At 66.6% G+C, this 14,312-nt stretch carries 13 protein-coding genes; 6 read left to right on the forward strand and 7 right to left on the reverse strand.

Annotated elements, in window-relative coordinates; genetic code table 11:
• Position 1: 1 nt before the first annotated feature.
• Genes pssA through AB4Z42_RS00860 form a run of 5 tightly spaced genes read right to left on the reverse strand, consistent with a single transcriptional unit; the run spans position 2 to position 4,642 of the window.
• Positions 2-853 (reverse strand): CDP-diacylglycerol--serine O-phosphatidyltransferase, encoded by an 852-nt coding sequence (gene pssA / locus AB4Z42_RS00840; RefSeq protein ID WP_442007236.1) that lies wholly within the window; start codon positions 851-853, stop codon positions 2-4.
• Complete coding sequence (locus AB4Z42_RS00845; protein ID WP_442007237.1) at positions 850-1,566, reverse strand: phosphatidylserine decarboxylase; 717 nt, start codon at positions 1,564-1,566, stop codon at positions 850-852. Before AB4Z42_RS00845 ends, pssA begins: the two co-directional genes overlap by 4 nt.
• A gap of 40 nt (positions 1,567-1,606) precedes the next feature.
• Complete coding sequence (moeA, locus tag AB4Z42_RS00850; protein ID WP_442007238.1) at positions 1,607-2,803, reverse strand: molybdopterin molybdotransferase MoeA; 1,197 nt, start codon at positions 2,801-2,803, stop codon at positions 1,607-1,609.
• Positions 2,803-3,717: an SDR family NAD(P)-dependent oxidoreductase gene (locus tag AB4Z42_RS00855; protein ID WP_442007239.1), complete on the reverse strand. Its 915-nt coding sequence runs from the start codon at positions 3,715-3,717 to the stop codon at positions 2,803-2,805. Before AB4Z42_RS00855 ends, moeA begins: the two co-directional genes overlap by 1 nt.
• A gap of 4 nt (positions 3,718-3,721) precedes the next feature.
• Complete coding sequence (locus tag AB4Z42_RS00860; protein WP_442007240.1) at positions 3,722-4,642, reverse strand: SDR family NAD(P)-dependent oxidoreductase; 921 nt, start codon at positions 4,640-4,642, stop codon at positions 3,722-3,724.
• A gap of 53 nt (positions 4,643-4,695) precedes the next feature.
• Here AB4Z42_RS00860 and AB4Z42_RS00865 point away from each other — a divergent pair, with 53 nt between their 5' ends.
• The 5 genes from AB4Z42_RS00865 to AB4Z42_RS00885 all read left to right on the forward strand — a co-directional run bounded on the left by AB4Z42_RS00865 (position 4,696) and on the right by AB4Z42_RS00885 (position 9,269).
• On the forward strand, positions 4,696-5,169 hold the full coding sequence (locus AB4Z42_RS00865) for a nitroreductase family deazaflavin-dependent oxidoreductase (RefSeq protein ID WP_442007241.1): 474 nt from the start codon (positions 4,696-4,698) through the stop codon (positions 5,167-5,169).
• A gap of 5 nt (positions 5,170-5,174) precedes the next feature.
• The gene (locus AB4Z42_RS00870; RefSeq protein ID WP_442007242.1) at positions 5,175-5,657 is read left to right on the forward strand and encodes a PH domain-containing protein; all 483 of its coding nucleotides are present in this window, start codon (positions 5,175-5,177) and stop codon (positions 5,655-5,657) included.
• An 8-nt stretch (positions 5,658-5,665) separates the two neighbouring features.
• Positions 5,666-7,120, forward strand: coding sequence for a PH domain-containing protein (locus AB4Z42_RS00875; RefSeq protein WP_442008065.1), 1,455 nt, complete (start codon positions 5,666-5,668; stop codon positions 7,118-7,120).
• Positions 7,121-7,162: 42 nt separating this feature from the next.
• Positions 7,163-7,978, forward strand: coding sequence for an HAD-IIA family hydrolase (locus AB4Z42_RS00880; RefSeq protein WP_442007243.1), 816 nt, complete (start codon positions 7,163-7,165; stop codon positions 7,976-7,978).
• A 151-nt stretch (positions 7,979-8,129) separates the two neighbouring features.
• A complete protein-coding gene (locus tag AB4Z42_RS00885) occupies positions 8,130-9,269 on the forward strand; it encodes a BTAD domain-containing putative transcriptional regulator (protein ID WP_442007244.1) in 1,140 nt (379 codons plus the stop codon).
• Here AB4Z42_RS00885 and AB4Z42_RS00890 read toward each other — a convergent pair.
• Positions 9,266-10,951, reverse strand: a complete 1,686-nt coding sequence (locus tag AB4Z42_RS00890; protein ID WP_442007245.1) for a DEAD/DEAH box helicase — start codon at positions 10,949-10,951, stop codon at positions 9,266-9,268. The two genes, AB4Z42_RS00885 and AB4Z42_RS00890, sit on opposite strands and share 4 nt — an antisense overlap.
• A 229-nt stretch (positions 10,952-11,180) precedes the next feature.
• Here AB4Z42_RS00890 and AB4Z42_RS00895 point away from each other — a divergent pair, with 229 nt between their 5' ends.
• On the forward strand, positions 11,181-13,727 hold the full coding sequence (locus AB4Z42_RS00895) for an ABC transporter (protein ID WP_442007246.1): 2,547 nt from the start codon (positions 11,181-11,183) through the stop codon (positions 13,725-13,727).
• Here AB4Z42_RS00895 and AB4Z42_RS00900 read toward each other — a convergent pair.
• Positions 13,717-14,238: a cupin domain-containing protein gene (locus AB4Z42_RS00900; RefSeq protein ID WP_442007247.1), complete on the reverse strand. Its 522-nt coding sequence runs from the start codon at positions 14,236-14,238 to the stop codon at positions 13,717-13,719. The genes AB4Z42_RS00895 and AB4Z42_RS00900 overlap by 11 nt on opposite strands.
• Positions 14,239-14,312 lie beyond the last annotated feature (74 nt).

Raw genomic sequence — 14,312 nt, forward strand, 5'->3', positions numbered from 1 at the left:
GTCAGGAGCCCGGCCTGCGCAATCCGAGTCGCGTCACGGACCGCCGGTGCGGCTGCGCGCGGCGGATCGCCCGTCGTGCAGCCCGCTGCTGTCGAGGTTTGTCGTCCCACACCTCGGGATGGGCGGCCAGGAAGCGCCGGGTCCGGATCGCGAACGGGATGTGGATGACGTAGCCGAAGATGATCGCCAGGATCACCAGATAGGGGAAGAGAATCGACGCCGCGACGCCGATGGCCAGCAGCGCCAGCAGCGGCGGGATCATGTTCGACGACACCGAGAAGGTATGGATCTTGCGCATCGGGAGTGAACTGACCGCCAGCAGCGAGACGCCGATTATCCAAATCACCACCACGGGTTCGGATGTCCACCATCCCTCACCGAACTGCATCTTCGCCGCCAGCGGACCGATCGCCCCGATCGCACCCGCAGGAGCGGGCATGCCGACGAAGTACTTGTTCTCATAGTCGGGCTTGGCTACGTCGAGCATTGCGTTGAATCGGGCCAGTCTCAACACGATGCACACCGAGTACAGCAGCACCACGATCCACCCGATACGGGAGTGTGAGAGCAGCGTCCCATAGACGATGAACGCCGGAGCGACACCGAAGTTCACGGCGTCGGCGAGCGAGTCGATCTCCTGACCCATCCGCGACGTCGCGTTCAGGATCCGGGCAATGCGGCCATCGAGCGCGTCGAGAATCGCGGCGATGGCAAGGAAAGCCATCGACTCGGTCGGCCGATCGTCGAGGGCGAACTTGACCGCACTCAAACCGAAGCAGATGGCGGCCACGGTCATCGCGCTGGGCAGGATGCGCAGGCTGACCACCGGCGCCTTGACGCGGGGTCTGATCACGAAGCTGTCCCGGCGGCGGGCAACTCGGCCAACACCGTTTCGCCGCCGAGTGCGCGCTGACCCACAGTGACCAGGAGGTTCGAGCCGGCAGGCAGGTAGGTGTCCAGGCGCGAACCGAACCGGATCAGGCCATACGTGTCGCCGATCGTCAGCTTGTCGCCCACCTTGGCGTCGCACACGATGCGGCGGGCCACCAGGCCGGCGATCTGCACCGCGATCACCTCAACACCATCCGGAGTACGGATCACCACGCTGTTGCGCTCGTTGTCCGCGCTGGCGGCCTCCAGTTCGGCGGAGTGAAACTTTCCGGGCTGGTGCGAGACCGCGACCACCTCACCGCTGATGGGGGTGCGCTGTACGTGGGTGTCCAAGATCGACAAGAAGATGCTGACACGCGGCAATGGCGTTGCGGCCAGACCGAGTTCGGCAGGCGGCACCGCCTCCTCGATGAGGCAGATCAGTCCGTCGGCCGGCGCGACGACAAGGCCGGGGCGGTCCGGCGGTACCCGCGGCGGATGCCGGAAGAACGCGGCGTTGGCCGCAGCGGAAGCCAGCCCGGCGCGGCGCAGCCACCGACTCCGGTAGCCGAGTGCGGCCACCGCGAGACTCGCGCCGACGAAGGGGAGTCCGGCAGGGTGCATCGGAGGAATAGTGGAGCGCACCAGCGCGGCGAACCGTGCCGGGCCGGATTCAATGTCTGGGCGTTTGGCCATCGTGGGCCGATTCTACGGGCGAGATGTGCCGCCAATAGGGCTATCCCAAGTCCCAGAGAAGAACATCGGATCCACCGGCGAGTTCGGCGACGTCCTCGTCGATCTCCAAAAGACAGTTCGACGACGCCAACCAGCGCAGGTGATGCGATGCCGGCGGCCCGTAGCTGGTCACCGTGCCCGCATCGGCGTCAAACACGCCGCGACGGAACTGGCGCTTACCGCGCGGTGAGGTGAGGTCCTCCGTCAGGACGGCCGAGCGCCGCGGCCGCTCGGCGTTGGGAAGCCCCATCGCACGTCGCAGGGGTGCGCGCAGGAATACCTCGAACGACACCAGCGCGCTGACCGGGTTGCCCGGCAGGGTGATGATCGGCGTGCCGTCCACGACGCCCGAGCCCTGCGGCATCCCGGGCTGCATCGCCACCTTGACGAATTCCACCTGCCCGGCTCCGAGTGCGTCTTTGACGACCTCATAGGCGCCTGCGCTCACCCCGCCGGTGGTGATGATCAAGTCGGCGTCGCCCTTATGGCGCGCGAGGGTGTCACGGAACACGGCGACGTCGTCACCGGTCGTCGGTGCGGCCACCACCTCGGCACCTGCGTCGCGCAGCGCCGCGGCGAGCATCACCGCGTTCGATTCGTAGATTTGGCCCGGGGCGAGTGGGGTGCCCGGCGCGACGAGTTCGGTGCCCGTCGACATCACCAGCACCCGCTGGCGCGGGATGACCGTCAACTCGCCGAGGCCGAGCGCGGCGGCCAGTCCGAGCGCCGCGGGCGTGACGAGCTGGCCGGCCCGCAGCACCGTGGTGCCCGCGGTGACGTCCTCGCCGGCACGGCGGATGTGCTGGCCCGGTTTCGCGCTCGCACGGATCTCGACGGTGTCGGTGGCGGCGTTGGTGGCCTCGACGGGGATCACGGCGGTGGCGCCGCTTGGCAGCGGCGCACCGGTCATGATGCGGTGCGCGGTTCCCTGTGTGAGCGTGAGTGGATCGGTCCGGCCGGCCGGGATGTCCTCGGCGACGGGAAGAAGCACGGGCTGCTCTGCCGTCGCGCCCGAGATGTCCTCGGCGACAACGGCATACCCGTCCATCGCGGAATTGTCGAAGCCGGGCAGCGACAGCGGAGCCACCACGTCCTCGGCCAGTACGAGTCCAAGGGCATCGGCGATCGCCACGGTCGCCGCAGGCTTGGACGTGATGAGTGCGGCCACTGCGCGACGATGTTCCTCGACGGAGCGCATCAGACGGGATAGGTCACGTTGGTCGTTTTCTCGGACACGTCCCATAGCCGTCGCTGAACTTCCTCGTCGTATGAGTATGTGTTGGACTCAACGCGTTTCGGATAGCCACGCTGTTGGCCCAGGCCGCCGGGGCCGTAATACTCGCCGTTGCGCACACCGGGATCGGTGGCCGCCCTCAGCGTCGGCAACGCACCCATCTCCGCGCTCTGCGCCATCAACCCCCACACGAGTTCGGTGGGCGCCCGCAACAGGGCCGGGTAGTTGCGCGTCAGTTCGGTGTTCGAGCTGCCGGGGTGGGCGGCCGTCGCGATCGTCTGTGCCCCTTTGCTTTCCAGCCGCCGCGCCAATTCATAGGTGAACATCAGGTTGGCCACCTTGGACCGGGCGTACGCGGCGGCCCGGTCGTACTTCTTCGCCGCGTGCAGGTCGTCGAAGTCGATGGCGCCGCGGAAGCGGTGGGCCTGGCTGCTGATCGTCACGACCCGCGACCCCTCGACGGACAGCATGTTGTCCAGCAGTTGACCGGTGAGCGCGAAGTGGCCGAGATGGTTGGTGCCGAACTGTAGCTCGAAGCCGTCCTTCGTCGCGGCTCTCGGGGTGTGCATGACGCCGGCGTTGTTGATGAGCAGGTCGATGCGCGGATGGGCGGTGCGCAGTGCGACGGCCGCCGCACGGATGCTCTCGAGCGAGGTCAGATCGAGTTCCTGCACTGAGGCGACGGCATGGGGGCTCGCGCTCTTGATCCGCTCGGCGGCCTCGCCGCCCTTTTCGGTGTTGCGTACCGCAAGCACCACGTGTGCGCCCTTGGCGGCGAGCACGGCCGCGGCCTCGTAGCCGATGCCCGTATTCGAGCCGGTGATGATCGCCGTGCGGCCGGACTGATCCGGTACGTGTGCCGCTGTCCAGTTGCTCATGCGATCACAGGGGGTAGGTGACGCCGGTCAGTTCCTCGGACACCGTCCACAACCGGCGCTGGATGTCCTCGTCGTGTGACTGCGGGCTCGAGGCAACGATTTTCGGGTGACCCTTTTGTTCGCCAAACCCGCCGGGGCCGAAGTACTGCCCGTTCTGCACACTCGGATCGGCCGCGGCCCTCAATGTCGGCTCTGCCCCCATATCGGCGTTCTGCGCGATGAAGGTCGACCAGAAGAACTGGCTGACCTGCCGGATGCCGCCCGGCATGTTGCGAAGCAGATCGGTGTCCGCCGCGCCAGGGTGCGCGGCGGTCGCGATCGTTGGCGCCCCTTTGGCGGCCAGCCGTCGCGCCAGCTCGTAGGTGAACAAGAGGTTGGCCAGTTTGGACTGGCCGTAGGCCACAACCCGGTTGTAGTTGCGGTCCAGGTTCAGGTCGTCGAAATGAATCCTGGCCCGGATCCGGTGGCCGACGCTGCTGACCGTCACCACCCGGGAGCCTTCGACACCCAGCATGTGGTCGAGCAGCCGTCCGGTGAGGGCGTAGTGGCCGAGGTGGTTGGTGCCGAACTGCAGCTCGAAACCGTCCCTGGTGCTCGCCTTGTCCGTGTACATCACGCCTGCGTTGTTGATCAGCAGATCGATGCGCGGGAACGTGGCGCGCAGTTCGTCGGCCGCGGTGCGAATGTTCTCCAGCGAGGTCAGGTCCAGTTCTTGCAGCGTGACGGTGGCGTTGGGGCTCGCAGTCGTGATCCGTTCGGCGGCCTGGCTGCCTTTGTCGAGGTTGCGCACGGCCAGCACCACGTGTGCGCCCTTGGCGGCGAGTACAGCCGCAGCTCCGTAGCCGATTCCCGTGTTCGAGCCGGTGATGATCGCAACCCGACCGGTCTGATCCGGCACATCGTCCGCGGTCCACTTGGCGCTCATGCGATCAACATACTCAGGCGCACTCACCCCGCGTCGCCGGATAGTTTCGTTCTATGCGAGTGCTCGCCCTGATTGTCGGAAGCCTGGTCGGTGTCTGCGCGGTGTTGTTGGGACTCCTGGTGGCAGGCATGCGATGGCAGGTGAGTCCGGTGGTGGACACCGTGCGGCGGATGAACCGATCGGTGACGAACCCGCGCGTGATGCGCACCGCAGGAACTGCGGGAACGCAGACATCGGTCATCGAGCATGTTGGACGCAAATCCGGAAAAACCTACGAGACGCCCGTCGACATCATCGAAACCACGACGACGCTGTTGATCGCCCTGCCCTACGGCTCGCGCACCGACTGGTTGCGCAATGTCCTCGACGCCGGGTCCGCCACCGTGGTGACCCGCGGTGAACACGTCCGGGTCGGTCGGCCTTCGCTAGTCTCGACGGCCGACGTCGTGGACCTGATCCCGGCGCGCACGCTGCTGACCCTGAAGGTGTTCGGCGTGAGCCAATGCCTGAGTCTCGAGAAATCGTGAGCCCCGTGAACCTGAAGGACCCCGCGAATCCGCCGAGCCACAAGGCGCCGATGGTGTGGGCGCTGGGCGCGGCGATTCCGTGGACGGTCGCGGCGCTGGGGCAGGTGGTGTGGTTCGTGATCGACCACAGCAGGTGGTGGCTGAACGCGGTCGCCTCGGCGGCCACGGTCGTCGGTGTCCTGGTGTTCGTCGTCGTGGTGCCGTTGTGGCGGTTCCGCGTCCACCGATGGGATGTCAGTCCCGATGCGGTGTACACCCGCTCGGGATGGCTTGTGCAGGAACGTCGCATCGCCCCGATATCGCGGGTGCAGACCGTCGACACCGAACGCGGACCGCTGGATCGCATGTTCGGCCTCGCCAACGTCACCGTGACCACCGCGTCGTCCGCGGGCGCGGTGCGCATCGTCGCACTGGACGTCGATGTCGCCGACCGCGTCGTCGCGCAGCTCACCGACATCGCTGCGATCGGGGGCGAGGACGCGACGTGAGTACCGGCATGACCACAGACACCGACGCTGACTGGAGCCGGCTCAGCCCCCGCATGCTGTTCGTGCATCCGGTGCACGAGGTGCTGCGGCAGATCCCGGTGATCATCGGCACGCTCGTGCTTGGGTCGGCGACCGGCAACCCGATCCTCGCCGTCGCCGTCCTCGTGGTGACGATAGGCATCGGCCTCGCGCGCTGGTTCACCACGAGTTACCGCATCGGCCCCGGCGAGGTGCAGCTGCGAAAAGGAATCCTGCAGCGCAAGGCGCTATCCCTGCCGCGCAACAGGATTCGTTCGGTATCAACAGATTCCAGATTGCTGCACCGGCTGCTCGGTCTGACGGTACTGAGGGTGAGCACCGGGCAGGAGGCCAAGGGCGACGACGCGTTCGCACTCGATGCGGTGGCAGCCACGGAGGCGCCCCGGCTGCGCGCCCTTCTGCTCGCTGAGTCGTTGACGGTCGACGTCGGCCAGCCGGTGCCAGCGGGGCGGGCACTCGCCAAGTGGCAGCCGTCCTGGTTGCGATACAGCCCGCTGAGCTTTGCCGGTCTCGCGATGATCGCCGCCGCCGTCGCCGTGGCGTATCAGGTGGGAGCCGCTGCGGCCCTGCGAAATTCAGGATTAGAACAGTCCGGCGCCGCCGTGGCAGACCGCTACGGTTTGGCGGCGACCATCGCCGGTGGCACGGTCGTGGTGCTGCTTGCATCGTCGGTGTTGTCGGTCCTGCAGTCACTGCTGACGTACGCGAATCTTGATCTGCGTCGCGACGCCGACGTTCTGCACCTGAGACACGGTCTGCTGCGGGTGCGGGAGCATACGTTCGACATGCGCAGGTTGCGAGGCGGAACACTGCGGGAGCCGTTGCTGGTCAGGCTGTTTGGCGGGGCGCGGCTGGATGCGGTGATGACGGGGGTCGACGGCTCGGGCGAAGCGTCGATGTTGTTGCCGCCGTGCCCGAAGTCGACCGCGGAGACGGTTCTGGCCGATTTGATCGCGCGACCGGACGCGGTGAGCGGAGCGCTTCGCCGTCACGGGCCCGCCGCGACCCGCAGACGCTGGACGCGTGCGTTTGTCTTGCCCGCGCTGACAGCGGTGGTGCTGGTGGTCGCGCCGGTGCCCGGCTGGGCATGGATGGCGCTGACGCTGCTGACCATCTGCTGTGCGCTGTTGGCCGTCGACCGGTCGCGGTCACTCGGACACCGGGTGGGTGACGGCTGGCTGGTCGCGCGGACCGGAAGTCTGCAACGCAGGCGTGATTGCATCGCCGCCCCCGGCATCATCGGATGGACGGTGCGCCAGACCTTCATGCAGCGCCGGGCCGGCGTGGCCACACTGATCGCCGCCACCGCGGCCGGCGTCAAGCACTACCAGGTGGTCGATGTACCCGCAGCCATCGCGTGGTCCGTTGCTGCGGAGGCGTCGCCGTGGGTCGCAGGCAGCAAATGGGCCGTTGATTTCTCCTAGCCCCGAGTTGCACTGATTCATCTGCCGTTTACTGTCGGGGCCATGGCGATCGGTGGCGTGCTGTTCGACATCGATGGCGTCCTGGTGACCTCATGGAAACCGATCGACGGCGCCGCGGGAACGCTGCAGACCTTGGCCCACCATCAGATCGCATGTTCGTACCTGACGAACACCACCACCAAGACCCGGGTGCAGATCGCCGAGCTGCTCACCGAGGCGGGGATGAGCGTGCGCGCCGACGAAGTGATCACGGCGGCCGTGCTGACCGCGGACTATGTTCGGCACAACTACCCCGATGCGCGATGCTTCCTGGTCAACAGCGGTCAGATCGCCGAGGACATGCCCGGCATCGACATCGTCTACTCGAGCGAGTTCGCCGGACCCGGGGCCCCGGACACCCCCGACGTGGTGCTGCTCGGCGGCGCCGGGCCGGAGTACAGCCATCTGACGCTGTCGTGGGTGTACGACTGGATGGCCAAGGGGGTCCCGGTCGTGGCGATGCACCGCAGCACGGCATGGACCACGACCGATGGTCTGCGCGTGGATACCGGCATGTACCTGATCGGTATGGAGCAGACTTCCGGGCGCAAAGCCACCGCCGTCGGCAAGCCCGCGCCCGAAGGATTTCTCGCCGCCGCGAGCCGCCTCGGCGTCGACCCCGATGAGATGTACATGATCGGCGACGACCTCAACAACGACGTGCTGCCCGCACAGGTGGTCGGCATGACCGGAGTGCTGGTGCGCACTGGCAAGTTCCGCCAGGACACGCTGGACCGCTGGGCCGCCGACGAGTTCGCGATGCAGCCCAATCACGTCCTGAGTTCGGTCGCTGACCTGCCGCGATTGCTGGGGTTCTAGCGATCAACCTGGTCGTACGGCGACGAGTTCCGCCGTTCGGGGCGCAACACCTGGACAATTCGCTGAGGAACCCGGCCGCGCTGGCCGAGCCGTAGTGCTCTAGGTCGTATCGTTGGCTGACGTCATTTCTCGCTGAGGGGTAGGGCAGCCAATGCCGCAGAGGGGCCCTGGCTTCGGCCTTCTCGGGCCGTTGCAGCTGTCTGTCGACGGCACCACGGTGCCGATCGGCACGCCGAAACAACGGGCGGTGTTGGCATATCTGGTGATGAATCGCAACAGGCCGATGGCTGCCGATTCACTGATCAACGCCGTTTGGGGTGAGGATGCCCCGTCGGAGGCCCGCGCGAGCCTTCATGCGTATGTGTCCAATCTGCGGCGCCTGCTCGGGACCGTCGGCGTTGACGGTAAGAGCACGCTCGAGAAGGTGTCGCCGGGGTACCGGCTGAACATCGCGGAGTTGGACGTCGACCTCGGCCGGTTCATCCACGAGAAGAACCAAGGGGTTCAGGCCGCCACGGCCGGTCGCTTCAATGACGCGAGCAGGCACTACTCGGCCGCGCTGGCCCAGTGGCGCGGCCACGTGCTCGAGGACCTCCGTGGTTTCGACTTCGTTTCGGTATTCGCCACCGCGATGTCCGAGGACAGGGTCGCCACCCACATCGCGCTCGCCGAGTCCGAGATCGCATGCGGGCGCGCCAAGACCGTCATCTCCGATCTCGAGCGGCTGGTGACCGAGCATCCGTTCCGGGAGCCGGCATGGGAACAGTTGATGATTGCCTACTACATCTCGAGGCGACAGTCGGATGCCCTCGATGCCTATCAGCGGCTCAAGACGATTCTGGCCGACGAACTCGGGATCGACCCCAGTCCGCCGCTACGAGATCTTCACGCACGGATCCTGCGGCAGGAGCCGATGGATGCCGTGGCAGCATCCGAAAACACGATCACGCGCACTTTCATCAGCCTGGCGAACCGCACCGCGATCAACACCGGCAAGGCGCGCGCGCAGCTGAGGGCACCCAACGGCGAGTGCTTTCGGGTGAAGGGCACGTCCACCAGGATCGGGCGGCGGTCTGACAACGACATCGTCCTGTCGGATCCGAGGGTCAGTCGGCACCACGCGGTGATCATCGACACCGGCACCAGCTTCATGCTCATCGATGCCGGCTCGGCGAACGGAGTTGAACTGAACCACACTCGAGTTCGCGGAAGCGCCCCCATGGTCGACGGGTGCCATGTGCGTATCGGCGAGCTCGATTTCACCTTCGAGCTTCAGCCACTATCGGACTAGAGGCCGCGCACTGCTTCGATGCGCGCGCTCAGCTGGTCCGACGTCGCGGCCGCCATGGGCGGGCCGCCGCAGAGCCTGCGCAGCTCGTTGTGGATCCAGCCGTGCGGTTTACCGGTGCGGTGATGTGCGATCGACACCAGCGTGTTGAGTTCGCGCCGGAGTTCGCGCAGCTGTCCGTGTTTCGACGGCCGGGGCGCTTCGCCGGATGCGGTCCGTTTTGAAATCTGCTCGTCCTGCCTGCGCCGCAACAGATCGCGCATCTGTTCGGCGTCGAGAAGGCCGGGGATACCGAGGAAGTCGGCCTCTTCTTCGCTGCCCGCGGGCGTCGCCGTGCCGAAGGACGAGCCGTCGAAGATCACCTGATCCAGCTCCGCGTCGGCGCCCAGCATCTCGAAGCCGTTGTCCATGTCGGTGGACTCGTCCTTCTGCTTCGCGGCGTCCGCGATCAGATCGTCGTCGAAGCCTTCGGACTCCCGGTGCGGCTGGCCGAGCACGTGGTTGCGCTGCGCTTCCATCTCGCTTGCCAGATGCAGGAGGTTGGGCACCGAGGGAAGGAACACGCTCGCCGTCTCACCGGGCCGACGGGACCGGACAAAGCGGCCGATCACCTGAGCGAAGAACAGCGGGGTCGACGCACTCGTCGCATAAACCCCTACCGCCAGCCGCGGGACGTCCACGCCCTCGGAGACCATCCGCACCGCGACGAGCCAACGGCTGGTGCCCTGCGAGTAGGCGGAGATGCGGTCGGAGGAACCTTTGTCGTCGGACAGCACGAGCGTGGGCGCCTCACCGGTGAGCCGGGTCAGGAGCTCGGCGTATGCACGCGCGGCGGTCTGGTCCGAGGCGATGATCATGCCGCCGGCATCGGGCACGTGCTGACGCTTCTGCTGCAGCCGCTTGTCGGCGGCCGCGATCACCGCGGGCATCCACTCACCGGCCGGGTTCAGCGCGGTGCGCCAGGCTCGTGCCGTCTGCTCGGCGTTCAGTGGCTCGCCGAGCCGCGCCGAGTGTTCTTCGCCGGCGCTGTCGCGCCACCGTGACTCACTCGAGTAGGCCATGAACACCACAGGCCGGACCACGCCGTCGGCCAACGCGTCGCTGTAGCCGTAAGTGTGGTCTGCCTGCGAGCGCATCAAGCCGTCGGCGCCGCGCTCGTAGTTGATGAAGGGAATCGGGCTGTCGTCGCTGCGGAACGGCGTGCCGGTCAGCGACAGGCGTCGCGTGGCGTCGCCGAACGCCTCGCGGATCGCCTCGCCCCAACTCTTCGCGTCGCCGCCGTGGTGGATCTCGTCGAACACGACGAGTGTGCGGTGATTCTCGGTGCGCACCCGATGACGCGTCGGATGGCTGGCCACCTGTGCGTATGTGACGACGACGCCGTGGTACTCCGAGGAGGTCTGTGCCGACGAGTTGGAGAACCTCGGGTCGAGTGCGATACCGACACCGGACGCCGCCAGCGCCCACTGGATCTTGAGATGTTCGGTCGGCACGACGACGGTGATCTTGTCGACGACGCCCTCGGTAAGCAGCTCTCCAGCAACCCGCAGGGCAAACGCCGTCTTACCCGATCCGGGGGTCGCGACCGCAAGGAAATCGCGCGGCGCAGCGGTAAGATACCGCACCAATGCCCGACGCTGCCAGCCCCGCAAAGCCTGGGTGTCGGGCGCTGCATAAGCCCGCACCCAAAGCTCCTCACTGATCGGACATCAGACTAGCGCAACGGATTACGGGTTCGCATCTCTACTGGAGAGCGAGTCGTCGAGGTCAGCGTTTCGCTGGGCAGAAGGCAAACCGGTACCGGTTGTGCGCCCGCGCGGAGCTGTACACGGGAATGATTGAGCAGCCTCTGGCCGTGTCCGAGCAGCAAACTCACGCTTGCCGGGTGGCAGGGTGGGTACTCATTAGCCCACGATGTCAGAAAAGTCCTACCCGAGCAGTGACGAGATCGACCCCTGCGTGCGCGTTTTCGGGACGCGAGTGCATAACTTACGGGGTGTCGACGTCGCAGCGCCGCGTGACGCGCTGGTGGCGTTCACCGGGATCTCCGGATCCGGCAAGTCGTCACTCGCCTTCGGGACCATCTATGCCGAGGCGCAGCGCCGCTACTTCGAATCGGTCGCTCCGTACGCCCGACGCCTGTTGCTGCCCACCGGCGCGCCGAAGGTGGATGACATCACCGGGCTGCCGCCCGCCGTCGCATTGCAGCAGCGCCGCGGTTCGGCGACCTCGCGGTCGACGGTCGGCACCGTCACCACCCTGTCGAACTTGCTGAGGATGCTTTTCTCCCGCGCCGGAACGTACCCCCGCGGAGCCACGGAACGACTGGACTCCGACGCGTTCTCCCCAAACACCGCAGTCGGTGCGTGTCCCGAGTGCCACGGGCTCGGACGGATTCACCGGGTGACCGAAGAGACTTTGGTACCAGACCCATCGCTGACCATCCGCGAAGGCGCCGTCGCCGCATGGCCGGGGGCGTGGCAGGGCCAGAATCTGCGGGACATACTCGTCACGCTCGGCTACGACATCGATAGGCCCTGGCGGAAACTACCTAAGCGGCAACGCGATTGGATTCTGTTCACCGAGGAGCAGCCGACCGTCGAGATTGACCCGGGCCAGCACCCCGTTCAGGCCGATTACTACTACAACGGCACGTTCTCCAGCGCCGAGCGCCACGTCCGCCACACGTTGGCCAACTCGCACAGCGCGATGATGCGCCGCCGCGTGCTGCAGTTCGTCGACAGCGTCGAATGCCCGCGCTGCGACGGCTCCGGGCTGCGGCCGGAGGCCCTGAAGGTGACATTCGCCGGACGCAACATCGCCGACTATGCGGCGATGCCGCTGGCCGACCTCGCGGACACACTGCGCCCGACGGCTGGCCGCACCGATGCCGCTGCCGCCTACGAGTCCATGAAATCCGGTGAGCTGACTGAAGTCGCAACAATGATCGCCGCCGACCTCGTCGCGCGCCTGCAGATACTCATCGATCTCGGTCTCGGCTATCTCACGCTCAGTCGCCGCACTCCGACGGTGTCACCGGGCGAATTGCAGCGGTTGCGGCTGGCGACTCAACTGCGTGCCGGCCTTTTCGGCGTGCTCTACGTGCTCGACGAGCCGTCGGCTGGACTGCACCCCGCTGATGCCGAGCCGCTACTCGACGTGCTGGATCGCCTCCGGCGGGCGGGCAATTCGTTGTTTGTCGTCGAGCACGATATGGACGTGGTACGCCGTGCCGATTGGATCGTCGACGTCGGACCCGGGGCCGGAGAGCTCGGCGGGGACGTCCTCTACAGCGGGCCGGTGCCAGGTCTCGCCGACATCGAGGGGTCGGTCACTCGCAGATACCTTTTCGACGAGGCGGGGCTCCCGTCTCGTCAACGCCGCACGCGGTCGGGGCAGTTGCGGCTGCGCGGGATCTGCTTCCACAATCTGAGGGACCTCGACGTGGATCTGCCACTGGGGGTGTACACCGCGGTCACCGGGGTGTCCGGTTCAGGCAAGTCGACGCTCGTCGTCAAGGTCCTCGGCGATGTCGTCAACATCCATCTCGGCACGGGACGCGCAGTCGAGCAGGCCGAATCCAACGATGACGACGCCGACACCGAGATCATCGATCTCGACCACGACGCGAGCGTCGGTGTGACGGCCGAGGGGGTCGAGCAGATCAACCGGCTGGTATCGGTCGACCAGCGTCCCATCGGACGCACACCGCGATCGACGCTGGCGACCTACACCGGTTTGTTCGACGCCGTGCGCCGCGAATTCGCAGCCACCCCGAAAGCGCGTCGCCGCGGTTGGACCGCGGGCAGGTTTTCGTTCAACGTGGCCGAAGGCCGCTGCCCCACCTGTCAGGGGGAGGGGTTTGTTTCCGTCGAATTGTTGTTCCTGCCCGGGACGTACTCCACATGCCCGGAGTGCCGAGGCGCGCGCTACTCCGACGAGACGCTGGAGGTGCGCTACCGCGACCGCACGATCGCCGACGTGCTCGCGATGACGGTCGACGAGGCCTCGGAGTTTCTCGCAGGCGTCGCGGCCGCGGCGCGCAGCCTGACCACGCTGCAAGAGGTCGGGCTGGGATATCTACGACTCGGACAACCCGCGACCGAGCTGTCGGGTGGCGAGGCCCAGCGGATCAAGCTCGCTTCCGAACTGCAACGGCCACGGCGGGGACATACCCTCTACGTCCTCGACGAGCCTTCGACGGGGCTGCATCCCGCCGACGTGGATCTGCTGGATCTTCAATTGCACCGCCTCGTCGACGCGGGCAATACCGTGGTGGTGGCCGAACACGACATGCGGATGGTCGCCGGTGCGGACTGGGTGGTCGACCTGGGGCCGGGCGCGGGAAACGACGGCGGTCGAGTCGTTGCGGCAGGGCCGCCGGAGAAGGTCGCACGCGCGAAGCGCAGCCGCACGGCGCCGTATCTGGCAAAGCGCTTGGCGCCAAGTGCTATTCGATGAAGAAGTTGTCGTTCTTGATGAACCATTCCCGGCGTAGCTCGTCGCTCATTTCGCCGAGCTGAGCCAGGCCCTCGAAGTAGTGCTCCCGCGGCGCCCCCGGAGCAAACAGCATCAAGATCGAAGTAGGCAAGTCGGCTTCGTTGCGGAAACCGTGGATGCCGCCTGGTGGCACATACAAGAAGTCGTTCGGATGACCGTCGATCCAGTCGCTGCCGTCGTAGAGCTTGACGGTGCCGGACAACACGAAGAACGCCTCGGACATCGCCCGATGAAAGTGCGGGCCCGGTCCGCCGCCCTTCGGCGCGATCTCCACCCGGTACAGGCCGTAGTCACCGTCGGTCGCCTGCTGGTTGGCCAGGTAGTGGTACTTCACCAGGCCGAACGAGTCGTAGTCCGCGCCGGGCCCGCCGTTCTCGGGCGCGCGTCGCATCCGCGCGCTGACTTCGGGTTTGTCCTTGGTGAAGCGGACCGGCGGATACGGTGGCACGTTGCGGGGATCCCAGAGTGACATCACTGGCGATTCTAGTAGTGAAAGGCCTTTGGGGCGCGCATCTTTCAGCAAGATGCCAGCATGCCCCTGTCCAC

Source organism: Mycobacterium sp. 2YAF39, assembly GCF_052114565.1.
In the GTDB taxonomy this organism is placed as follows: domain Bacteria; phylum Actinomycetota; class Actinomycetes; order Mycobacteriales; family Mycobacteriaceae; genus Mycobacterium.